This is a genomic window from Bradyrhizobium retamae (genome assembly GCF_001440415.1).
Classification (GTDB): domain Bacteria; phylum Pseudomonadota; class Alphaproteobacteria; order Rhizobiales; family Xanthobacteraceae; genus Bradyrhizobium; species Bradyrhizobium retamae.
This window is the reverse complement of sequence record NZ_LLYA01000068.1, coordinates 115,483-137,058: the sequence shown is the minus strand read 5'-3', so window position 1 is coordinate 137,058 and position 21,576 is coordinate 115,483. Positions and strand designations below refer to the sequence as shown.

Sequence of the window (21,576 nt, the reverse complement as noted above, 5' to 3'; positions counted from 1 at the left end):
CCGTGAGACGGGCGGAGTTATGCGACTGATTTGGGTGAGAACGAAAGCGGAATATCTTTGATTCCCAAGCTTGACACGATTTCTGAAAATCAGAAGTGGTTTGCCCCTCGGCTTATCTTGTCCCAGGTCGTTGCATGATTGCGGCATGATTGCGCTTGCGTGCGCGGCAAATCAGTTCGTCGTCCTGGGCAAGCGAGCAACGCGAGCGCGATCCGGGACCCATACGCCGCGGCGTGGGTAGACGGCCTCCGTCAACAACGCAAACCTGTGGTTATGGGTCCCTGCGCCGAGTGTGCGATTGCGCACGGAGGCAGGGACGACGCGCATCAGTGCCTGAAATGCCTGACGCCGGTGAACACCATGGCGATGCCGTGGTCGTCGGCGGCCTTTATTACTTCTTCATCGCGCATCGAACCGCCGGGCTGGATTACCGCCGTTGCGCCGGCTTCGATGCAGGCCAGCATGCCGTCGGCGAAGGGGAAGAACGCATCGGATGCGACGACGGAGCCTTTGGTCAGCGGTTCAGCGAGCTTCATTTCGGCCGCAGCATCCTGTGCCTTGCGGGCGGCAATACGCGCCGAATCGACCCGGCTCATCTGGCCGGCGCCGATGCCCACAGTGGCGAGATCCTTGGCGTAGATGATGGTGTTCGACTTGACGTGCTTGGCGACGCGGAAGGCGAATTTGAGATCGCGCAGTTCGGCGTCGGTCGGCGCGCGCTTGGTTGCGACTTTGATGTCCATGTCCTCAACCACCGCATTGTCGCGGCTCTGCACCAGCAAGCCGCCGGCAACCGTCTTGGCGGTCAGGCCGACCCTGCGCGGGTCGGGCAGGCCGCCCGCGAGCAACAGGCGCAAATTACGCCTGCTGCCGATGATCGAGATCGCCTCTTCGGTGGCGTCGGGGGCGATGATCACTTCGGTGAAAATGCCGATGATGGCGCGTGCGGCCTCCGCATCCAGCGTGCGGTTGACTGCGATGATGCCGCCATAGGCCGACGTCGAGTCGCAGGCGAGCGCGCGGCGATAGGCGGTGACGAGATCAGGACCCTCCGCAACGCCGCAGGGGTTTGCATGTTTCACGATAACGCAGGCGGCCGTGCGCTTCGGATCGAATTCACCGACGCATTCGTAAGCTGCGTCGGTATCGTTGATGTTGTTGTAGGACAGTTCCTTGCCCTGCAACTGGCGCGCGGTGGAGACGCCGGGCCGCTTGTCGGGTGTCGCATAAAACGCCGCGGTCTGGTGCGGATTCTCGCCATAGCGCAAGGACTGAATCAACCGGCCGCCAAAGGCGCGGAAATCCGGCGCGTTGTCCTTGAGCTGCGTAGCAAACCAGTTCGAGATCGCGGCGTCGTAGGCGGCGGTGCGCGCATAGGCTTTTGCGGCGAGGCGGCGGCGCAACGCGAGCGTCGTTGCGCCCTTGTTGGCGGCGAGTTCGTCGAGCACGGCCTGATAGTCCTGCGCCTCGACGACGACGGCGACGTCGTCGTGATTCTTTGCCGCCGCCCGGATCATCGCGGGCCCGCCGATATCGATATTCTCGATGCAGTCTTCGTAAGCAGCGCCTTTGTCGACGGTCGCCTCGAACGGGTAGAGGTTGACGACGAGCAGATCGATCGGCGCGATGCCGTGCGCCTTCATGGCGTCGGCGTGCTCCTTGTTGTCGCGGATCGCGAGCAGGCCGCCATGCACCTTCGGATGCAGCGTCTTGACCCGGCCGTCCATCATTTCAGGGAAGCCGGTGAGTTCGGAGACATCCCTGACCTTCAACCCCGCGGCGGCGATCGCCTTCGCCGTGCCGCCGGTCGAGACCAGCTCGACGCCATGTCCTGCCAACGCCTGGGCAAATTCGATCAGGCCGGTCTTGTCGGAAACGGACAACAGGGCGCGGGTCACGCGGCGCGGATGGTCGGTCATGGCTGGATTCCTGGCTGTTAAGGCCAGCCCGGTAGCATGGATTGGCCGGTCATGAAACCGCCAGAAGGCGCCAAATCCGGGTGTGGAAATCTGGCCGGGAAGGGCTCAGAGCGGCAATTCCGGCTCGCGCCGCGCAGTGCGCCGGGCGTTGGTGGCGCTTGCCGACGTGCTTGAGCGGACAAAGCTCCAGCGGATCGAGGAGGCGTGGCGGGAATCCTGGCGGATCACGATCTGGGCGGTGCGGCGCGGGCCGTCATTGCCGGCCAGAAACACGCTATCTTCGAGATCGACCTTGTCGTCGAGCGCCTCGAAGGTCCAGACGTCGCGGTTGGGCAATACCAGCATGACGCCGCGCGCATCGCTGAGGCGGCTAGCCTTCACCGCGGGATGAAGATGAAACCGCAGCGCAAAATCGGTCTCCGCGCCCTTGATGCGCGTCCCCGGCGCCGGCGACACGGTGTCCTCGCCGTCGAGCCTTGCGCCGTCATGGGAGATCATCAGCACCCGGCGATGCACGACGCCGAAGCGTGCGAGATAGCCGTCATGCGAGGTGGTCAGGAGATCGCCGTCGCCCACCGTCTCGCGGTAGCTTTCCACGTTGACCGGACCGCTGACGACCGGCGCGCCCTGCAGCAGGCGTTTCATCGCCGACAATTCGACGAACTGGCATGAGGACGCCTCGTGATAGGTCAGGGTCGAATGCGCCGCGGTGCTGCGGGCAAAGGTGCGCCAATTATCCCTGCCGGTCGAGGGCATCCCGCAATTGACCACGATCCGGCTCGACCCCGAAGACAGTTCGAACGAGAGACACCCGGCGTGCGCTTCCTGGCTGACATTCGGCGGCGGCGGCGGGCCGCTATCGATGATGACGGTCGTCGTGCCGGCGTCGAGGCGCTGGAAGCCGGTATGCGGCATGTTCGCCATCGGCACGCCGTGCGTGTCGTCATAGGCGAGCAGCGTCGCCACCAGGTCCGAGGGGGCGTTGCTCATGCCGTTGAACAGCGCGAAGCTGCCATCGCCATGACGGAAGAAGCGCAGCATCGGCATCATGCGGTCGATCGCATTCAACAGCGCGGGCGGCGGCGCGATGTTGCGGGCGGCAAAGGTCTGGCGCAGGGGCAGGAGGTCGCTGAGCAGTTCGACCAGCGCGCCGGGGTTGCGCGAAATATGCCCGCCGTCGGGCTGGATCTGGCGCTGCAATTCGTCGGAAAGCCGTCGCGTCGCGGAGCGGATGTGTCGCGCCTGATTGGCCAGGCACAGCGAGGCGTAGCACAGCGCGATCAGGACCTGCAGCCGCGGCACGCCGTCGGCGATGTCGAGCATCGTGTAGCGAAGATATCGAATTTCGCGGGTCAGCCCGCGCAGATATTTGCGATAGAATTTTCCGTCGGTGTCGCCGAGCACCAGCGGCGCCTGCGACAACAGCGAGATCACGCGGCGCGCCAGCACGTCGGGGCGGCGTTCGAGCGGCCGCTTGCGCGCCGGATTCGAGATCCAGTCGTCGACCAGCGAGCGGGCATTGGCGCGGGTCAGCGCGGTGTCGGCGGCGCGCAGGTGCCGCAGCCAGCCGAAGCCGAGCAGCGCGACTTCCCAATCTTCCGACGGCGGCTCGAGATCGAATATCGAGCGGCCATGGCAGGTGACGATTTTGCCGGCGAACACGAAGCGGCCGGCATAGATTTCCGCGGCGCGGGTGGCGTCGGCGGTGCGCAGATCGTGCGGAGCGATGATCAGCCGGTCGGCGCGGCCCGGCCACAGCCGCGATACCGCCACCGTGACGCCGGTCGCGCGGGCGATCACGGTCCGCGCCGAGCGGCTCATGATAAGCGTCGAGATGCGTCTGCGTTGAGCGACCGACACGCCGTGCCTTGGCTTAAGGAGGGGAGGGGTATTCTGGCGAATCCTTTTAATCCGGAAACGCCGGTAAGACACCATCTTGAAAATCGACGAATCACCCCGAAGGCAGGGTGATTCCGGTCTAAAATCAGGTTTTAACCAGCCGCGCCGCGTAAAATCCATCCAGCCCGCCGAGCCGGGGGTCGTCATGGGGCAAATGGCAGGGAAGGGTGCGTAAATCGCCGCTTGCGGTCACGATTTCGCTGAGGCCTGCGACCTCGTCCACCTCGACCGGGACACGGCGCATGCCCGGTTCGGCAGCGAGCAGGGACGCGACCGCCTGTTCGCCTTCCTCGGGCTCCAGCGAGCAGGTACAATAGACCAGCGTTCCGCCCGGCTTGAGCAGGGCGACCGCCTTTTGCAGCAACCGTTTCTGTAGCGCGGACAGCGCCGCAATGTCGGCTTCCTGACGCAGCCAGGCGACATCGGGGTGTCGGCGGATGGTGCCGGTGGAGGTGCAGGGTGCATCCACCAGCACGCCGTCGTAACCTCCATTGCCGCTGCCTTGCCATTCGGCCGCATCGGTCACGATGTCATCGGCCTGTAGCGAAAGCCGGGCCAGATTGTCGCGCAGCCGCGCCATGCGCGCCGGCGAGCGATCGACCGCGGTGACGCGCGCGCCGGCGTGCGCGAGCTGCGCGGTCTTGCCGCCGGGCGCGGCGCAGAGATCGACGATGCTCTTGCCGGCGCAATCGCCGAACAATCGCGCCGGCAGCGCGGCGGCGGCGTCCTGCACCCACCACTGTCCCTCGGAGAAACCGGGCAGCATGGTCACCGAACCCTGCAGCAGCGTACGCACGGTTCCGGTCGGCAAGGCTTCGCCATGCAGGCGGCTCGCCCATTGCGCCGCGTCCGTCTTCACGGTGATGTCGAGGGACGGCTCGTGGCCGATGGCGCGCGCCATCTCGCACGCGGTGGTCTCGCCATAGGCGCCGATCCAGCGCGTCAACAGCCACGGCGGGACATCAAGCGTCTGCGACTTGACTTCCTCGATCAGTGGCTGTCCCTCGCGGGCGCAGCGGCGCAGCACGGCATTGACGAGGCCGGCATACTTTGCGGCGCGGCGGTCCGATTGCACCAGCCGCACCGAAAGATCGACGGCGGCGTGATCCGGCACGTCCATCCAGAGAATCTGCGCCGCGCCGATCAGAAGCGCGCTCTGTGCCCGCGGCGCATCCGTCGGAATGCCGCGATCGAGCAGGCGCGACAGCAAATGGCCGAGCGTGCCGAGCCGCCGCAGGATCGTCGCCACCAGCCGCCGCATCAGCGCGCGATCGCGATCGGCGAGCGCCTTCAGTCCGGGATGGGCGCCTGCGCCGTCGAGCTGGTCGTCGAGGGTGCGATGCTTGTGCAGCACGCCGTCGAGAATATCAGCTGCGATCCGCCGCGCCGCGAGGCCGGGCACTTCTGAAGGTACTGCGAATCTTGAAGAGGGCATGAAGCAGGAATATCTCGGAAGGCGGAAAGGTTTCGGCTCATGCCAATGAAATGAAACGCTCATTTGGCATGCGAATATGCCAAATGTAAGAATCGCCACAGACAATTTCCCGATTGTGATGTCATCTGTGCGCTCATCCCGTGCTATGGGAGAGCTGCGATGACCGACAATTCTTCATCCCCCGCGCCGGTTGCGGAACGCAAGAAGCTGACGCCCGCAGCCGAGCGCGCGCTTGCCGAGGCCGAAGCGCGCCGCAAGGCCACTGACGCCTGCGCCATGCCGCAGCAGAAGGAATTCCAGGGCCCGAAGGGCCCGGAACCGACCCGCTACGGCGATTGGGAGCGCAAAGGGATCGCTTCGGATTTTTGACCGCACCGGCTCTTGCCGGACGACCCGACTCAGCTCTTAGTCGGGAACATGCCTCCATACGAGAAGATAAATGCTTACCGGACCTCGCGCCGGGGTCCGCGGCGCCGCTGGTTTGCGGCGGCCTTGCCGTGGATGTTCGTGTTTTGCGTGGCGGCGGCGACGACGCTGCCGGTGCGGGATTGGCTACGCCGGTCGTTGCCTGACTTTGCCGACAGCCAGGCGGCGCGCGATGCCGAGATGGTCTGGAAGCACTCTGGAAGTCCTGACATGCGCCATCCCGTCGATGTCATTCGGACCATCGATGGCGACACGTTTGAGGCGCGGGTGTATTTGTCGCCCGGCGTTGAGCCGACCACGCGCGTACGCCTGCGCGGGATCGACGCGCCCGAATTGAAGGCATCGTGCCCTGGTGAATTGCAGATGGCGGAGGCGGCGACCGGTGCGCTGCGCGCGCTGCTCGGCGAAGGCGGCGTCACGATCTTCAACATTGGACCGGACAAATATAGCGGCCGGGTCGTGGCGGAGGCCGCGACCCGGCGCACCGGGAATATTTCGACCGCCATGCTCGCGGCAGGTCATGCACGCGGCTATGGCGGCGGTCATCGCAACGGATGGTGCGCGAACGCGGGCCAGGCACTGCCGAAATGAAAAGGCCGCGCGATCGCGGCGGCCTTTGCGTTCAATTCAATCCGAAGATCAGTGCATGACGGTCACCGTCGTTCCGACCGGCACGCGTTGATAGAGATCGGAGATGTCGTCGTTGAGCATGCGGATACAACCGTAGGACACGAAGCCGCCGACCGAGCCCGGCACGTTGGTGCCGTGAATGGCATACTCGCCGCCGGCCAGCGTCATCGCCGCGACGCCCATCGGGTTGCGCGGCGAGCCGCCGGGAATCACGTCGGGCATATAGGGCTTGTCGCGCCTGACTTCGCTCGGCGGCGACCAGGCCGGGTTGAGATACTTGCCGTCGATCTTTGTGGTGCCCAACCATTGCTTGCCGGCCTTGCCGACGCCGACCGGATAGCGCATGGCGCGGCCGGACTCGAGAATGAGATAGAGACGTCGCTCGCCGGTCTTCACCACGATCGTGCCCGGCGCGTACTCGCCGCTGACATCGACCAGTTCCGGCCTCGCTTGTGCCTGCGACGACATCATAGTGCCCGCAGCCAAGGTGGCGGCCAACGCCACCGCAATCCACTTCGACATTCCCCAGCTCCGCCTTTGCCCGCCCCTCTCGGGGGCCCTCAAATGTCCTTTCAAGCCTTGACGGCCTGCTGTCTCGTCCACGCGTTTTCAGTTTAGTCGCGCGAACTGACCGGCTGGTTTCAACGCCAGCCTTCGAGATTGTTTTCGATGGGGGAACCAAGGGAATGTTCGAATCAAAGTAAATGACCGTAAAACAACACGCAGCGGCGAAAAGCCCAGTGAGGCGGGCTCGCCACTGACAAACGCGTGGGCGATGGGATTGCCGCAAAACTCGGCATTGCCTCGTCCCGGGTCCGGGACGAGATGCTTGCTTCAGCGGCGTGCTACGCCGGTGCGCCCTTCTTGTTCTGCCGGTTCTTCACGAGGTCGTCGACCACGGCGGGGTCGGCGAGCGTCGAGGTGTCGCCGAGGCTGGAGGGTTCATCCTCGGCGATCTTGCGCAGGATGCGGCGCATGATCTTGCCGGAGCGGGTTTTCGGCAGGCCCGGCGCGAACTGGATCTGGTCGGGGGACGCGATCGGGCCGATGTCCTTGCGCACCCAGGCGACCAGCTCTTTCCGCAGCTCCTCGGTCGGCTCGGTACCGGCCATCAACGTCACATAGGCGTAGATGCCCTGGCCCTTGATATCGTGGGGATAGCCGACCACGGCCGCTTCCGACACCTTGGCATGCGCCACCAGCGAGCTCTCGACTTCGGCGGTACCCATGCGGTGGCCCGAGACGTTGATGACGTCGTCGACGCGGCCGGTGATCCAGTAATAGCCGTCGGCATCTCGGCGGCAGCCGTCGCCGGTGAAATACTTGCCCTTGTAGGTTGTGAAATAGGTCTGCTCGAACCGCGCGTGGTCGCCATAGACCGTGCGCATCTGCCCCGGCCAGGATTTGGCGAGGCAGAGATTGCCGGTGCATTCGCCCTCCAGCACTTTGCCGTCGGCGTCGACGATCTCCGGCACCACGCCGAAGAACGGCCGCGTCGCCGAACCCGGCTTGAGTTTTGTCGCGCCCGGCAGTGGCGTGATCAGGATGCCGCCGGTCTCGGTCTGCCACCAGGTGTCGACAATCGGGCAGCGGCCGTCACCAACCACGCGGTGATACCATTCCCATGCTTCCGGATTGATCGGCTCGCCGACCGAGCCGAGCAGGCGCAGGCTCTTGCGCGAGGTCTTCTTCACCGGCTCGTCGCCGCTTTGCATCAGCGCGCGGATCGCGGTCGGCGCGGTGTAGAAGATATTGACGTTGTGCTTGTCGATGACGTTCCAGAAGCGCGAATTGTCCGGATAGTTCGGCACGCCCTCGAACATCAGCGTGGTGGCGCCGTTCGCCAGCGGCCCATAGAGAATGTAGCTGTGGCCGGTAACCCAGCCGACGTCGGCGGTACACCAGTAGATGTCGCCGTCGTGATAGTCGAACACGTATTGATGCGTCATCGCCGCGAACACGAGATAGCCGCCGGTGGTGTGCAGCACGCCCTTGGGCTGACCGGTAGAGCCCGATGTATAGAGGATGAACAGCGGGTCTTCCGCGTGCATGTGCTCGACCGGGCATTCCGTCGTTACCAGCTTGGCCACTTCGTGGTACCAGAAATCGCGCGTCGGATTCATGTCGACCGGTGCGCCGGTGCGCTTCACGACGACAACCCAATCGACGCCACCCGCTTTCTCGATCGCCGCGTCGACATTTGCTTTCAGCGGCACCTTCTTGCCGCCGCGCAGTCCCTCGTCTGCGGTGATGACGACCTTGGACCGGCAATCGGTGATGCGTTGGGCGAGGCTATCCGGTGAGAAGCCGGCGAACACCACGGAATGAATGGCGCCGATGCGCGCGCAGGCCAACATCGCGTAGGCGGCTTCCGGGATCATCGGCAGATAGATCGTGACGCGGTCGCCCTTCTTGACGTTTCGCGTGCGCAGGATGTTGGCCATCTTGCAGACTTCGTCGTGCAACTGGCGATAGGTGATGTGCTTGGACTGCGAGGGATCGTCGCCCTCCCAGATGATGGCGGTCTGGTTGCCGCGCTTGTCGAGATGCCGGTCGATGCAGTTCCAGGCGGCGTTCAGAACGCCATCCTCGAACCATTTGATCGAGATGTTGCCGGGGGCGTAGGAGACGTTTTCGACCTTGTGGAAGGGCTTGATCCAGTCGATGCGCTTGGCCTGTTCGGCCCAGAAACCATTGGGGTCCGAGACCGAGCGGGCGTACATTTCGCGGTACTTGGCGTCATCGACGTAGGCACGTTTGGCCCAATCGGCGGATACGTCGTAAATCTTCTCGGACATCTTTATCCTCCCACTCATTGCGGCCGGATGCTCGGCGGCCACAAATCGTCCCTGATTGTTGCAGCGATTATGCGTCGCGGGACGATGCCCGGACAAGGCGGAACGTCTGCGACCTTGGTCGGCCAGCCGGTTCCCGGCCTTGTCGCGGATCAAAGTCTGAGTATTTTTCGCGGGTCCCGCTCAGGGCAAATCAACGTTATCGGCCGAATGGCTCCCAATATTGGTATCTAATAACCGTCAATGACGGATTCGGGACTCGCAAACTGGTTCGTTACCTCCTAAATGGCCTCCCCGGGGCCGGAGGCCTCCCGGAACAAGCCATAACAAACGGCATTACCGGCGAAACAGGCGGAGCAAGGCGACAACGGACATGATGGATCAGCAGAATTTCGAGGCTACGCGGCCCGTTTCCGCCGATCCTGCCGTCGCATTGGCCGAAGCGCTCGGGCAACTGCCGAAGGAACCTGCCAAATCGTCCGCGGCAAAGCCGCGCATTATCACCGTCGAAGCGCTGGCAGAAGAACTTGGCCTCAAACTCGGCGATCAAAACGGCCTGACCATCCGCCGCATCAAGCGCGGAAAAAGCTATTCATTCATTCGCGCCAATGGCACGCAGATCCGTCACGCCGGAACGATCCGGCGCCTGCATTCGATGGCGGTGCCGCCGGCCTATCGCGACGTTCGCTATTCGGCCGATCCGAATTCGCATCTGCAGGCGGTCGGCTTTGATGCCGCTGGCCGGTTGCAATACCGCTACCACGCCGATTGGGAAAAGGTCCGCGAGCACCGCAAGGCGCATCGCCTCGCCAAACTGGTCGCGGCGCTGCCCAAGATCCGGCGGAAGGTCTCTGCGTATCTGTCGGGCGAGGAGCCGACGCGGGAGTTTGCGCTCTCGGCCGTGATCGAGTTGATCGCGCGTACCGCGATCCGTCCCGGCAACGAGTCATATGCTCGTCTCAACGGCACCCGCGGCGCCACCACGCTGCTGAAATCGAACGTCACGCTGGAAGACGATTGCCTCGTCCTGACTTTCAAGGCCAAGGGCGGCAAGGCCGTGCGCAAGGAATGCGACGCCGCCAAGCTGGTGCGCGCCATCGGCATCCTGCGCACCGTGCCGGGCAAGCGCATGTTCCAGTACCGCGACAGGTCTGGCGTCGTGCGCGCAGCCTCGACCACGGCCGTGAACGGGTTCCTGCGCGAGATCGCCGGCATCAAGATTTCGCTGAAGGATTTCCGCACGCTGATGGCATCGGCCGTGGTGCTGGAATCATTGTCGCGAATTTCACCGGCGGCGAGCGCCCGCGGCCGCAAGAAGCAGGTGCTCGAAGCGGTGCGCGCGGCGGCCGACGAACTCTCGAACACGCCGGCGATCTGCCGCAAGAGCTACGTCCACGACACCATCGTCACCGCGTTCGAAGACGGCATCCTCGAGCGCTTTGCCGCGACGATGAAAGGCTACCGCACGCAGGCGAAACGCGAGGCCCTGCTGGCGCAGGTGGTGACCGCGGCGGCGGCCGCGTAAACCGTAGCTCTTGTGGGCAAAGCGAAGCGTGCCCACCGTCTTTCCACGAGCTGTGTTCTTGAATGGTGGGCACGCTGCGCTTTGCCCACCCTACCAATGGCGCGCGCTACAGCCCGCCCATCTTGCAGACCAGCTTCCACTCTTCCGCCGTGACCGGCTGCACCGACAGCCGCGAATATTTCACCAGCGCCATGTCGGCGAGCTTCTTGTCAGCCTTGATCGCGGCCATCGTCACCGGCGTCTTCAACGGCTTGTCGGCCTTGATGTCGACGCAGACGAATTTGCCGGTCTTGTCGGTCGGATCGGGATAGGCTTCCTTGATGACTTCCGCGATGCCGACGATCTCCTTGCCCTCGTTGGAATGATAGAAGAAGGCTTTGTCGCCCTTCTTCATGTTCACCAGATTCTGCCGCGCGGTGAAATTGCGCACGCCAGTCCAGGCTTCGCCTTTTGCTCCCTTTGCGACCTGCTGGTCCCATGACCAGGCCGACGGTTCAGATTTCACCAGCCAGTACGCCATCGTCATTCCTCCGCCTTGAACGGCCGCGTCAGCAGGCCTTCGATCGCTGCGTCGATCGTCGCCTTGCCGCCGAGGATCGCCGCGACCGCATTTGATACCGGCATATCGACGTTTTGCGAAGCCGCCAGCTCGATCAAGACCGGCGCGGTGAACTCACCTTCGGCGAGTTTGTCACGGTTCGGCGGCTCGCCGCGCCCAAGCGCTATGCCAAATGCCAAATTGCGGGACTGCGGACTGGAGCAGCTCAGGATCAGATCGCCGAGACCCGACAGGCCCGCCAGCGTTTCGCTGCGCGCGCCGCAGGCGCGGCCGAGGCGAGCGAGTTCGCTGAAGCCGCGCGTGGTCAGTGCGGCCAGCGCCGAGGCACCGAGCTGACGGCCGACGACGATCCCGGCTGCGATCGCCAGCACGTTCTTGGCCGCGCCGCCGATCTCGACGCCGCGAACATCCGTGGTGTGATAGGGCCGGAAGGTTGATGAGCCCAGCGCCTGCACCAGACGGCTCGCCAGCTTTTCGTCCCTTGCCGCAAGCGTCACGGCGGTCGGAAGGCCTCGCGCGACGTCGTCGGCGAAGTTCGGTCCCGACAGGATCGCCGGGATTGCTTCCGGTATGGTCTCGGCAATGATCTCGGTCATGAAGCGGTGGGTGCCGCGCTCGATGCCCTTGGCACAGGCGACGACGGGTGTCTTTGGCTTGAGGTGCGGCGCTAGCGTCGCCGCGGCTTCGCGCAAACTTTGCGCAGGCGTCGCAAGCAGGACGATGTCCGTGCGTGCCGCGGCAGCGATGTCGGCCGTGACGCCGATACTGCTGTCGAGGCTCACGCCGGGTAGTTTTGGATTGTTTCGCGTCGTCTGCATCTGCGCGGCGCTTTCGGCGCTTCGCGCATAGAGCACGACTTTGCGGCCGGCGCGCACCGCGGCGCAGGCGAGCGCGGTGCCATAGGCGCCACCGCCGATCACCGCGACGGATTTGAAGGACGTCATGTCAGAATCCAGCGCGGGTGTTGGCGAAGCCGGCCGGCGCGGTTGCGTTGGCGTCGAGCAGCCAGCGCGCGCGCGGCGGCGCATCCATCGTATCGGTCAATCCCAGCGCCATCCGCTCCGCGCCGGCCCAGGCGATCATGGCGCCGTTATCGGTGCAGAGCGCAGGCGGCGGAATGATCAGCGTGGTCTGCGCCTTCGAGGCGACATCCTGCAGCGCCCCGCGAATAGCATGATTGGCGGCGACGCCACCGGCGGCGACCAACGCGCGGGGCGGGCCGAATTGCTCGTGAAACAATCGCAAGCCGACGCTCAGCCGATCTGCGGTCGATTCCAGCACCGCGGCCTGAAAACTGGCGCAGAGGTCGCTGACATCCTGCGGCTCCAGCGGCGCCAGGCGGTTGGCCTCATTACGAACCGCCGTCTTCAATCCCGACAGCGAGAAATTCGCATCCTGCCGGCCGAGCATCGGCCGCGGAAAGGCGAAACGTTTGGCGTCGCCACTTCCCGCCGCGCGCTCGACCTCAGGGCCGCCCGGATAGGGCAGCGACAACATCTTTGCGACCTTGTCGAAGGCTTCCCCCATCGCGTCGTCGACGGTGGTGCCGAGCCGCACATATTTGCCGACGCCGACCACGGCGACGATCTGGGTGTGACCGCCGGAGGCGAGAAACAGGCAATAGGGAAAGGCGAGCGCGCAAGTGAGCCGCGGCGTCAGCGCGTGCGCTTCGAGATGATTGACCGCGATCAGCGGCGTGTCATGCACCATCGCAATGGCCTTGGCGGTGGTGAGGCCGACAATCACGCCGCCGATCAGGCCGGGACCCGCGGCGGCCGCCACCGCCGACAATTGCGCGAAGCCCACATTGGCGTCCTTCATGGCCTGGCCGACGATGCCGTCGAGCAGGTCGACATGGGCGCGCGCCGCGATCTCCGGCACCACGCCGCCGAAACGGGCGTGTTCCGAGGTCTGCGAGCGCACGATATTGGACAAAATCTTTCCGCTGCCGTCGCGCTGGCGCTCGACCACGGCGGCTGCGGTTTCATCGCAGGTGGTCTCGATACCCAACACCAGCATCGGCTTGTCGTTGTCCAATTTGAACCCTTGCGCTATCGCCAAAAACAACGCTTCCGTAACCGGGTAGCATTACGAGGTCACAACGTGCAATCGCCTGCGCGTACCGAAACCGGTTTGGCGGAGATCTGAAATATGGCCGTTCTCGTGACGCGACCAAGTCCGGATGATGAGATGACGGCGAAGGCCCTCCGCGCGCGGGGGTTCGACGTGCTGCGCGCGCCGATGCTGCGGTTCGAGCCGGTGCCGTTCCAGGACGATGCGGACGCGACCTATGGCGCCGTTATCGTCACCAGCGCCAACGCGCTGCGCGCCATCTCGCCCCATCTTGCCGACGGCCAGCTTCTCAACCTGCCACTGTTCGCGGTCGGAGAAAATACCGCAGCGGCGGCCCGCGATGCGGGGTTTGGCGACGTGATCGCCTCCAAGGGCGACGCCGGCGCGTTGCGCGATCTGGTGCTGGCGAACGCGAAATCGAAGCAACTGAAGAAGGCGAGCCCGATCCTGTACCTTGCCGGCGCCGATCTCGCGCGCGACCTCGCCGGTGAACTCGGCGAGAAGGGTTTTACGGTGGTGACGCATACCACGTACCGGATGGTGCCCGTGCCCAACCTGCCGCGGGAAATATGTGACGCTTTCGTGGCGCATGAGGTCGAGGCCGTGCTGCATTACTCGCGGCGCAGCGCGCGTGCGTTTCTGGAGGCGGCGCGCTTCGGCGGCGTCGAAATCTCGGCATTGGCGCTGCCGCAGTGTTGCATTTCGGCAGGCGTCGCCGCGGTGTTGCGGGACGCCGGCGCGACCCAGGTCACGACGGCGGTTTCACCGGATGAAAACGCCCTGTTCGAGGCGCTGGACCGGGCGTTGCAGGCTCGATCGGGTCCTAATCTTTAAGTCTGAGCATGGTCTTATCGGAAAACCGGTGCCGCCACGGCCGGATCATGCTCTAAGACGTCTCGATTCTGCTAAGTTCCGGCATCTAACCACCTTAAGGGAACCGCTGTGATGGTCGACAACAGGCCCGAAGACACTGGATCGTTGCCCGAATCGGGTCGGCCGAAGCGTGAGCCGCCGACCATCGATCTCGATGCCTCTGAAGTGTCGAGCGAGACCAAGAGTTCTGGCGAGGCGCCATCCGAGCCTGAGGCTGAACCCGCGCCCGAGATCGCCCAAGCGCCGGTTGAGGAGGCTCCAGTTGAGGAGTCACGGATTGCGGAGCCGCGGTCCCGGCCCGTGTCGCCTTGGATCGTCGCGCCGGTTTCCGGCGCGGTCGCGGCGGCGCTGGTGATCGGCGTCGGCTGGATGCTGGGCTGGCCCGCGATTCAGCCGGCCTCCGTATCGCAGACCGCGCAGCTCAACGCCGCCGCCATCGACGGTTTGACCGCGCAAATCGCCGGCCTCGAATCCAAGGTGGGCAAACCCGTGGCCGATCCGGCCGCGGCCGCGCGCACTGACGCACTTGAAAAATCGGTCGCGACGCTGCGCGGGGAGCTCGCCACGGCGCGCGCGCAAGGCGAGAAGCTGGCATCTGCCATCAACGAGGTGAAGTCGACGCCGCGTGGCGACGGCACCGCGTCGCCTGATCTCGCCGCTTTCGCGGAACGCATCGCTAAGGTCGAGAGCCAGATGCGGGCGCAGAGCGCCGAGATCGCGCAGCAAGGCAGCAAGCTTGCCGACACGACAGCCGAAGCCAAACCTGCGGATGATATGCCGCTGCGCCGTGTGGTATCGGCAGCACTGCTCGATGTGCTGGTCAGAATCGGCGATCCCTATCCGACGGCGCTCGCCGCAGCCAAGGCGCTGGCACCAAATCCCGAAGCGCTGAAGCCGCTCGATGAATTTGCGGAGAAGGGCGTGCCGAACGCCGGCAAGCTGAGCACGGAACTGTTGGCGCTGGTGCCAAAGCTGTTGCCGGCCCAACAGAGCGCCGACACCACCGGCACCGGCATCTTCGACCGTCTGCAGGCGGGCGCTGCCAAACTGGTCAAGATCGAACGCACCGATACCGCCGGCACGGACCGCGGCGCCGTGGTGGCGCGGATCACGGCGGCTGCGCTGCGCAATGATTTCAACGAGGCGCGGCGGGAATTGAAGACACTGGAGCCGGCCGATCGCGCCGCGGCGCAATCATGGCTTGAGGCGGCCGATGCGCGCGACGCCGCGCTGGCCGCATCCCGTCAATTTGCGACTGAGGCCATGGCTGTGCTCGCCAAACCGGCGCAATAAGGATTTCAATGGTCCGGATCATTCTGTTTCTGCTGTTGATCGCGCTCGGTGCAGCCGGCGCGGCCTGGATTGCCGAGCAGACCGGCAATGTCGTGCTGTCTTGGGGCGGCTATCGCGTGCAGACCACGCTGCCGGTGTTCGTGCTGGCGCTCGGCATCGTCATCGTTGCGGCGATGATGCTGTGGGCGATCCTGCGCGGCCTGTGGCGCACGCCGCAACGGATCCGCCGCAACCAGCGCGAACGTCGTCAGGCCCGCGGCCGGCATGCGATCACGCAAGGCCTGCTCGCGATCGGCCATGGCGATTCCACGGCTGCCCGCATTCACGCGGACGCCGCGCGAAAGCACGCGGCGCATGATCCGCTGGCCCTGCTGCTGCACGCGCAATCGGCGCAGCTCGACGGCGACCGCGAAGGCGCGCAGCGCGCCTTCCGCGCCATGGCCGAGCGTGAAGACACGCGGCTGTTGGGCCTGCGCGGCCTGTTCATCGAGGCGCAGCGCGCCGACGATCCGGTCGCCGCCGTCATGCTCGCCGAGGAAGCGCTGAAGCTGTCGCCGTCGTCGTCATGGGCATCGCACGCCGTGCTCGGCTTCTGCTGCGCCAAGGGCGACTGGGCCGGTGCGCTAAAAATTCTCGACAACAATCAATCGGCCGGGCTGATCGACAAGGCGACCTATCGCCGGCAGCGCGGCGTGCTGCTCACCGCACGCGCGCTCGAACTCGAAAAGGTCGATCGCGACCTGGCGCGCGAGAGCGCGATGGAAGCGGTCAAGCTGGCGCCGACGCTGGTACCCGCCGCCGTGCTGGCGAGCAAGTTCGAGAGCGAAGCGCACCAGGTGCGGCGCTCGATGCGGCTTGTCGAGACGGCGTGGCTGGCGCAGCCGCATCCGGATCTGGCCGATGCCTATGCCCATGTGAAGCTCGGGGATTCCGCGCGCCAACGGCTGGTGCGGGTCGAGACGCTGGCGGCGAAGACGCCCGGCCATATCGAGGGCGCGCTGGCGATTGCGCGCGCCGCGATCGACGCGTCTGAGTTCACCAAGGCACGCGAGGCGCTGGCGCCCTTCATCGCTCAGCCGACGCAGCGCGTCGCGCTGTTGATGGCCGAGATCGAGCGCACCGAGCACGGCGATAGTGGCCGCGCGCGCGCATGGACTTTGCGCGCGGTGCGCGCGCTGCACGATCCGGCCTGGACTGCGGACGGCTATGTCAGCGATCGCTGGCGGCCGGTCTCCCCCGTCACCGGGCGGCTCGATGCCTTCCAGTGGCAGACGCCGGTCGCGGCGCTGCCGTCCGACAAGGCGAGCACGATCGAATCCTCCCCGTTCGAGGAAGCCATGCTGGCGACGCCGCGCCGTGCCGTGGTGATTGCGCCGCCTGAAGCCGCGGACGAGCAGCCTGCCGAGCCCACTGCTCCCGTCACGCCCGAACCGCCTGCGGCACCGGCCGCGCAGGACAATGTGCCGCCACCTGCGGCCGCCGCCGAAGTGCCTCCCGCCGAGGCCACTCGCCACGAAGCGGCCACCATTCTTCCGACGCAAGAGCCGGCCCCGCCGAAGCCGGCCGAACCGGCACCAAGCCAGCCGGCCCCGTTGTTCCGTTCGCGGCAGGATATTCCAAAGACGGTCCCAGCCCCGATTCCCGCCGTAATCCCCCTCATTCGAGCCCCGGACGACCCCGGCATCGATGAGGACGGCCCGGCGGACGAATTCGCGGAACAACTCGCCCCGCCCAAGGCCCAGGCCGGCGGCTGGCGGGGATTTTTGTCACGCTGGGGCGGCAGCTAGCGTTTCGGGGCTAGCGTTTTTCTTGCCAATCGGGGCGCTGCCCGATATCAGGTGCGGGCGTTCGCGGCTAACGCCCGGACGCCGCTTCGGTCCGCCGCAATAGCTCAGTTGGTAGAGCACGTCATTCGTAATGACGGGGTCACAGGTTCGAGTCCTGTTTGCGGCACCACGCTTTTCCGAAAGTTTCCTGAATTCGTCAGCACGCACGGTCACGGCTGCGTTTGCGTGACTTGTCTCACATAAGCACCGCCCTGCCCGGCCTAGTCTCTGCCTCGACCTCAAGGGGAGACATCAACATGCGTAAGCTCATTCTCATCGCAGGATTCGTTCTGGCATCCACTGCTGCTCAGGCTGGGGATCGGAGCTTGTCGCTGGGTGGCATCGAGCGGGCGTCCGCGAAGGCTGTCGATGCACCGAAAACCGCCGAAGTCCCGCAGCCGGAACCGCCGAAATATGTCGAGCGGCCGGCGATCGAGCCCAAAGCTGAGACACCGAAGGCCGAGACTCTGAAGGCCGAGACACCGAAGGCCGAGGCGCCCAGACTGGCAGCAAAGGTTCAACAGCCGGCCGCTGAGCGGTCGAGAGCCGAGCGCGGAAGGCCCGTTGCTCGAAGAACGGCCTTAATGTCCAAGAGCATGAAACCGCGCCGCAGGCACCACTGGATTGAAGCGCGCATCGTCCGCGAGCTGCATCGCCACGGCATCTACTGGTAAACATTGCCAAAGCAAAACGCGCCCCTCGGGATTACTCCGAGGGGCGCGTTTTGCGTGACGCTTGAGCCTGTCGGCTTACTGCGAAACCGTCTGCACCACGCTGCCGATCGGACGGCTGGCAACGGCCGGCATCTTCTGGTCCTTGACCAGCATCGCGTCGTATTCGGGCAGGGTTTCGAGCTGCTGCTTGGCCTTCATCTGCACGACCCTGTAGCCGCCGGCTTTCAGGCGGCGCAGCAGCGTCGGCAAGGCCTGCGCCGTGCTCTTCTGCAGGTCGTGCATCAGGATCACGCCCTTGCCTTGCTTGTCGAGCTTGGTCATGACGTTCTGGATCACCTGGTCGGGTCCGGAAGACCTGAAGTCGTTCGAATCGACATCAACTGAAAACATCGAGATGTTGCGCGAGGCGAGATAGCCAAGCGCCGGCTGTGTGTGCGCGAGTCCCGGGAAGCGGAAGAACGGCGCGGGCGCCGTCCCCAGCGCCATCTTCACCGCGCTAAAGCCCTTCTCGATCTCTTCCTTGACCTGCGCTTCGGTCAGTTTCTTGCTGTCGAGATGGGCGTGCGACCAGGTATGCGAGCCGATGGTGTGCCCGGCGGCCGCGACCTGCTTGAGAATCTCGGGATGATACGTCGTGTGCTTGCCGACCGGGAAGAACAAGGCCTTGGTGCATTCATCCGATAGCGCCTTGAGCACGGCGGGCGTGGTCGGCCACGGGCCGTCGTCGAAGGTCAGCACGACCTCTTTCTCGGTCAGGAAGTCGAACTGCTTGTATTGCAGGAAGCCGAAGCCGGGGCCGCCGGTGGTGTCGATCACGACGGTGCGGCTGACGCCGAGTGCGTCGGGATTGGCGCAGGCCGATCGCATCGGCTGGGCTGCGGGCATGGGCGCGGGGGCAGGGGCCGGCTTCGAGAGCGAGGCCGTGGTCTCGACGTCGTCCCTCAGTGCGGGCCTGGCTGCGGCGGGCGCCGGCTCGGCCGCACGGGCGGCAACGGTTTGGGGTGCAGCCGCGTCGGTCCGCGGCGAGGAGGTCCAGAACCAAACGCCGGTTATCACCAGCGCCGTCACTACACTGGCCAGCATCAGGCCCAACGCATTACGCATCGCTACTCTTTCCACATACTCGGGATACACACGCAACGGGCCATTAATGCCAACAATGTCTTAACGTCTCGCGAACAACCGCCGGTTAGGCGAAGGAGATGAGAGGCTTATCTTCGAGTGAGGTCAGTCACAGTCGCCCCGCGGTTCCGGGCGCATGCTCCTGCCATCAACAACGGGCTCGCCTGCCGAGCCAACAGGAGCCGACAATGACCGCAATGTTGTTCAATGCCGTTCGCAAGATCAGTCCAGTGCTGGCCTTGACGATCTCTTTCGCCGCCGCGTCGTCGACCGCGAGCTTCGCCTTCACCTCTGAGCAGCAGCAGATGTGCACCGGCGACGCATTCCGCCTCTGCAGCTCGGAAATCCCGAATATTCCGAAGATCACCGCCTGCATGATCAAGCATCGCGCCGACCTGAGCGCGGGCTGCCGCACCGTGATGGATCGCGATCTCGCGGCGAAGAAGGGCAAGCTCGCCGCGCAATAGTTGGCCCACCGGCTCCCGGGAACGCTTGCGGCGATGCGACGCAGGCGTTTTTCGTTTCGCGGCGTTCACAACGCGAACGGGCAATTCACCGTTCACAAATGCGTGCGGCCGGGATTTTGGCGCACTGGATTCCCGTTTGACGCGTTTTCCCGACGCGGACCGGTTCCAACCTCGCCAGAAAACGCTATAGAGCGCGCTGATCGCGTTTCCCGGCTACGAAGGCATAACAAATGACCAAGATCCTTTTCGTCATTCCCCTGATCCTGATGGCCTCAAGCGTGTCGGCACAAACACAAAAAAGAGAGGGGCATGACGAGTGCGCGCGCGACGTCTCGCGGTATTGCCGGGCGCAGATGCAGGATGGTGATCAGGTCATTCTGGCCTGCCTGAAGCAGAACCGCTCACGGATCAGCAAGGCCTGCCAGCGGAAGCTAGCGAGCGTCGGGCAGTAAAGGCTGCGCAGCCCTTGCGGCTTATCCCGTGCCGTTCCCGTTGGTGCGGAGCGATTGATAGAAGTCGTAAGTCAACAGCGCCATCACCAACACGCAGATGATGATCAGCGGCACCGCCTTGATCCACCAGAGCATGATGCCGAGAAACGCGCAGACGCCGGCAACGCCGATCAGTCCGGTGATGAAATTCGTCATCTGTCGCTCCTTGTTTTCGCGCGACGCGCACTGGTCTTGGCACTGGTTTTGGCAGGCGCGGCTCTGTCGCGGCCGCCTTTTCCGAGAGTTTTGATTAGCCAGTTGGCTGTCCGCAGGAGCCGCGCATCGTTGCCGCGGCGTCCGATCAACTGAACGCCAATGGGCAGGCCGCTTTCCGATTGCAGCAGCGGCAGCGTCACCGCCGGCGTGCCGAGATAGGTCCACGTCGAGCAGAACACGGGGTTGCCGGTACTGTCGAGGCCGCGCGGCGCCGGGCCCGGTGCAGACGGGGTCAGAATCGCGTCGTATTCGTCAAACACGCTGTCGAGCGCCGCGTTGAGCGGTGCGCTGCTGGCCAAGGCGCGCGTGTAGTCGACGGCCGCCACCATGCGGCCGCGCTCGATCAGCGCGCGCAATACCTGGCTCAAGGATCCGACGCCCTGCTCGAAATCGGGATGCAGGTTGTGCGCCATCTCCACTTCCATGATGGTGCGGTGCATGTCGATGGCGCGCTCGAAACTCGGGCCGATCTCGACTTCGGAAACGTGCTCGCCGAGCGCTTCCGCCAGTTCGGCAAACGCCTCCGTTGTCACCTGCTCAACATGCTTCCACGCGGGCGAGCGCACGAAGGCGAACCGCGGCGGCAATGGCGGCTCGCTTGCCGCCATTTCGACAAAGGGGGGAGAGGCAAGGGGGCGCGTATCCGGATCTTCCTCGTCGAAACCTGCAAGCGTCTGTGCCAGCAGTGCTGCATCGTCGACCGAGCGCGCAAACACGCCGACATGATCGAGTGCCCGCGATAGCAGTAGCGCGCCGCTGCGTGGAATGAGACCGTGTGTCGGCTTGAAGCCAACCACCCCGCAGAAGGCGGCAGGTCGGATCACGGACCCGTTGGTCTGGGAGCCGATGGCGCCCGGCACCATCAGCGCCGCAACGGCCGCGGCGGAGCCCGACGACGATCCGCCCGGCGTGTGAGCCGGGTTGTGCGGATTTCGGGTCTTGCCGGGATTGAAATAGGCATACTCGGTCGTCACCGTCTTGCCGAGGATCACGGCCCCTGCCGCACGCAGGCGCGCCACCGCCGCCGCATCGCGGCGCGGCGTGCGTCCGGCCCACAGGCTTGATCCGAACTCCGTCGGCATGTCGCCCGTATCGAAGATATCCTTGATGCCCAGCGGCACGCCATGCAACGGGCCTGTGGCCTTGCCCTGCTTGCGACGGTCGTCGGCGGCCTCGGCCTGCCGCATCGCATAGTCGCGATCGAGGAAAGCCCACGCCTCGATGTCGCGATCGGCCTCGTCGATGCGTTTCAAGCAGTCGGCGACAAGCTCCACTGAGCTGAACCGGCCATCGCGGATGCCGGCCGCCGCTTCCGCAAGCCCGAGCGCATTGAGACTCATGCGCGTCCTTTCA

General features: G+C 64.9%; 20 protein-coding genes and 1 tRNA gene. 10 read left to right on the top strand and 11 right to left on the bottom strand.

Annotated elements, in window-relative coordinates:
- Positions 1 to 326 precede the first annotated feature (326 nt).
- From purH to CQ13_RS09375, 3 genes are all read right to left on the bottom strand, one after another.
- Positions 327 to 1,919 (bottom strand): bifunctional phosphoribosylaminoimidazolecarboxamide formyltransferase/IMP cyclohydrolase, encoded by a 1,593-nt coding sequence (gene purH / locus CQ13_RS09365; RefSeq protein WP_057842688.1) that lies wholly within the window; start codon positions 1,917 to 1,919, stop codon positions 327 to 329.
- 105 nt (positions 1,920 to 2,024) lie between these two features.
- On the bottom strand, positions 2,025 to 3,740 hold the full coding sequence (locus CQ13_RS09370) for a heparinase II/III family protein (protein WP_057842689.1): 1,716 nt from the start codon (positions 3,738 to 3,740) through the stop codon (positions 2,025 to 2,027).
- A 163-nt stretch (positions 3,741 to 3,903) separates the two neighbouring features.
- Entirely contained in the window at positions 3,904 to 5,253 is a 1,350-nt protein-coding gene (locus CQ13_RS09375; RefSeq protein ID WP_057842739.1) for an RsmB/NOP family class I SAM-dependent RNA methyltransferase, read from the bottom strand.
- A gap of 159 nt (positions 5,254 to 5,412) precedes the next feature.
- On the opposite strand from CQ13_RS09375, the gene CQ13_RS09380 reads away from it, so the two are divergent.
- Both CQ13_RS09380 and CQ13_RS09385 read left to right on the top strand, forming a co-directional pair.
- Positions 5,413 to 5,622 carry a DUF1674 domain-containing protein gene (locus CQ13_RS09380; RefSeq protein ID WP_057842690.1) on the top strand — a complete coding sequence of 70 codons (210 nt, stop codon included), beginning with the start codon at positions 5,413 to 5,415 and terminating at the stop codon, positions 5,620 to 5,622.
- 48 nt (positions 5,623 to 5,670) lie between these two features.
- Positions 5,671 to 6,270 carry a thermonuclease family protein gene (locus tag CQ13_RS09385; RefSeq protein ID WP_197427293.1) on the top strand — a complete coding sequence of 200 codons (600 nt, stop codon included), beginning with the start codon at positions 5,671 to 5,673 and terminating at the stop codon, positions 6,268 to 6,270.
- Positions 6,271 to 6,318: 48 nt separating this feature from the next.
- On the opposite strand, the gene CQ13_RS09390 is transcribed toward CQ13_RS09385, so the two are convergent.
- The gene (locus tag CQ13_RS09390) at positions 6,319 to 6,831 is read right to left on the bottom strand and encodes a L,D-transpeptidase (RefSeq protein ID WP_057842692.1); all 513 of its coding nucleotides are present in this window, start codon (positions 6,829 to 6,831) and stop codon (positions 6,319 to 6,321) included.
- A gap of 323 nt (positions 6,832 to 7,154) precedes the next feature.
- A complete protein-coding gene (gene acs / locus CQ13_RS09395) occupies positions 7,155 to 9,107 on the bottom strand; it encodes an acetate--CoA ligase (RefSeq protein ID WP_057842693.1) in 1,953 nt (650 codons plus the stop codon).
- A 370-nt stretch (positions 9,108 to 9,477) separates the two neighbouring features.
- Between acs and CQ13_RS09400 the strand changes: the two genes are divergently transcribed.
- Positions 9,478 to 10,629, top strand: a complete 1,152-nt coding sequence (locus tag CQ13_RS09400) for a DNA topoisomerase IB (protein WP_057842694.1) — start codon at positions 9,478 to 9,480, stop codon at positions 10,627 to 10,629.
- Positions 10,630 to 10,735: 106 nt separating this feature from the next.
- Here the strand turns inward: CQ13_RS09400 and CQ13_RS09405 are convergent, their stop codons facing one another.
- Genes CQ13_RS09405 through tsaD form a run of 3 tightly spaced genes read right to left on the bottom strand, consistent with a single transcriptional unit; the run spans position 10,736 to position 13,207 of the window.
- Positions 10,736 to 11,149, bottom strand: coding sequence for an EVE domain-containing protein (locus tag CQ13_RS09405; protein WP_057842740.1), 414 nt, complete (start codon positions 11,147 to 11,149; stop codon positions 10,736 to 10,738).
- A gap of 2 nt (positions 11,150 to 11,151) precedes the next feature.
- Complete coding sequence (locus CQ13_RS09410; protein ID WP_057842695.1) at positions 11,152 to 12,132, bottom strand: NAD(P)H-dependent glycerol-3-phosphate dehydrogenase; 981 nt, start codon at positions 12,130 to 12,132, stop codon at positions 11,152 to 11,154.
- Position 12,133: 1 nt separating this feature from the next.
- Positions 12,134 to 13,207, bottom strand: a complete 1,074-nt coding sequence (gene tsaD / locus CQ13_RS09415; protein WP_057842741.1) for a tRNA (adenosine(37)-N6)-threonylcarbamoyltransferase complex transferase subunit TsaD — start codon at positions 13,205 to 13,207, stop codon at positions 12,134 to 12,136.
- A 132-nt stretch (positions 13,208 to 13,339) separates the two neighbouring features.
- Between tsaD and CQ13_RS09420 the strand changes: the two genes are divergently transcribed.
- From CQ13_RS09420 to CQ13_RS09440, 5 genes are all read left to right on the top strand, one after another.
- Positions 13,340 to 14,095: a uroporphyrinogen-III synthase gene (locus CQ13_RS09420; protein WP_057842696.1), complete on the top strand. Its 756-nt coding sequence runs from the start codon at positions 13,340 to 13,342 to the stop codon at positions 14,093 to 14,095.
- 111 nt (positions 14,096 to 14,206) lie between these two features.
- Complete coding sequence (locus tag CQ13_RS09425) at positions 14,207 to 15,427, top strand: COG4223 family protein (protein ID WP_057842697.1); 1,221 nt, start codon at positions 14,207 to 14,209, stop codon at positions 15,425 to 15,427.
- A gap of 8 nt (positions 15,428 to 15,435) precedes the next feature.
- The gene (locus tag CQ13_RS09430) at positions 15,436 to 17,214 is read left to right on the top strand and encodes a heme biosynthesis protein HemY (RefSeq protein ID WP_057842698.1); all 1,779 of its coding nucleotides are present in this window, start codon (positions 15,436 to 15,438) and stop codon (positions 17,212 to 17,214) included.
- A 93-nt stretch (positions 17,215 to 17,307) separates the two neighbouring features.
- A tRNA-Thr gene (locus tag CQ13_RS09435) sits at positions 17,308 to 17,383 on the top strand.
- 127 nt (positions 17,384 to 17,510) lie between these two features.
- Positions 17,511 to 17,927: a hypothetical protein gene (locus CQ13_RS09440; protein ID WP_063800057.1), complete on the top strand. Its 417-nt coding sequence runs from the start codon at positions 17,511 to 17,513 to the stop codon at positions 17,925 to 17,927.
- A 75-nt stretch (positions 17,928 to 18,002) separates the two neighbouring features.
- Here CQ13_RS09440 and CQ13_RS09445 read toward each other — a convergent pair whose 3' ends face one another.
- The gene (locus tag CQ13_RS09445; RefSeq protein ID WP_057842700.1) at positions 18,003 to 19,031 is read right to left on the bottom strand and encodes a polysaccharide deacetylase family protein; all 1,029 of its coding nucleotides are present in this window, start codon (positions 19,029 to 19,031) and stop codon (positions 18,003 to 18,005) included.
- Between the two features lie 206 nt (positions 19,032 to 19,237).
- Between CQ13_RS09445 and CQ13_RS09450 the strand changes: the two genes are divergently transcribed.
- Together CQ13_RS09450 and CQ13_RS09455 are read left to right on the top strand one after the other, a co-directional pair.
- Positions 19,238 to 19,516 carry a hypothetical protein gene (locus CQ13_RS09450; RefSeq protein ID WP_156433601.1) on the top strand — a complete coding sequence of 93 codons (279 nt, stop codon included), beginning with the start codon at positions 19,238 to 19,240 and terminating at the stop codon, positions 19,514 to 19,516.
- 230 nt (positions 19,517 to 19,746) lie between these two features.
- The gene (locus CQ13_RS09455; RefSeq protein WP_057842701.1) at positions 19,747 to 19,968 is read left to right on the top strand and encodes a hypothetical protein; all 222 of its coding nucleotides are present in this window, start codon (positions 19,747 to 19,749) and stop codon (positions 19,966 to 19,968) included.
- Positions 19,969 to 19,989: 21 nt separating this feature from the next.
- Here the strand turns inward: CQ13_RS09455 and CQ13_RS42775 are convergent, their stop codons facing one another.
- Both CQ13_RS42775 and CQ13_RS09460 read right to left on the bottom strand, forming a co-directional pair.
- Positions 19,990 to 20,163 (bottom strand): hypothetical protein, encoded by a 174-nt coding sequence (locus CQ13_RS42775; protein WP_156433602.1) that lies wholly within the window; start codon positions 20,161 to 20,163, stop codon positions 19,990 to 19,992.
- On the bottom strand, positions 20,160 to 21,563 hold the full coding sequence (locus tag CQ13_RS09460; RefSeq protein WP_082637395.1) for an amidase: 1,404 nt from the start codon (positions 21,561 to 21,563) through the stop codon (positions 20,160 to 20,162). The genes CQ13_RS42775 and CQ13_RS09460 overlap by 4 nt, the downstream gene beginning before the upstream one ends.
- Between the last annotated feature and the right edge of the window lie 13 nt (positions 21,564 to 21,576).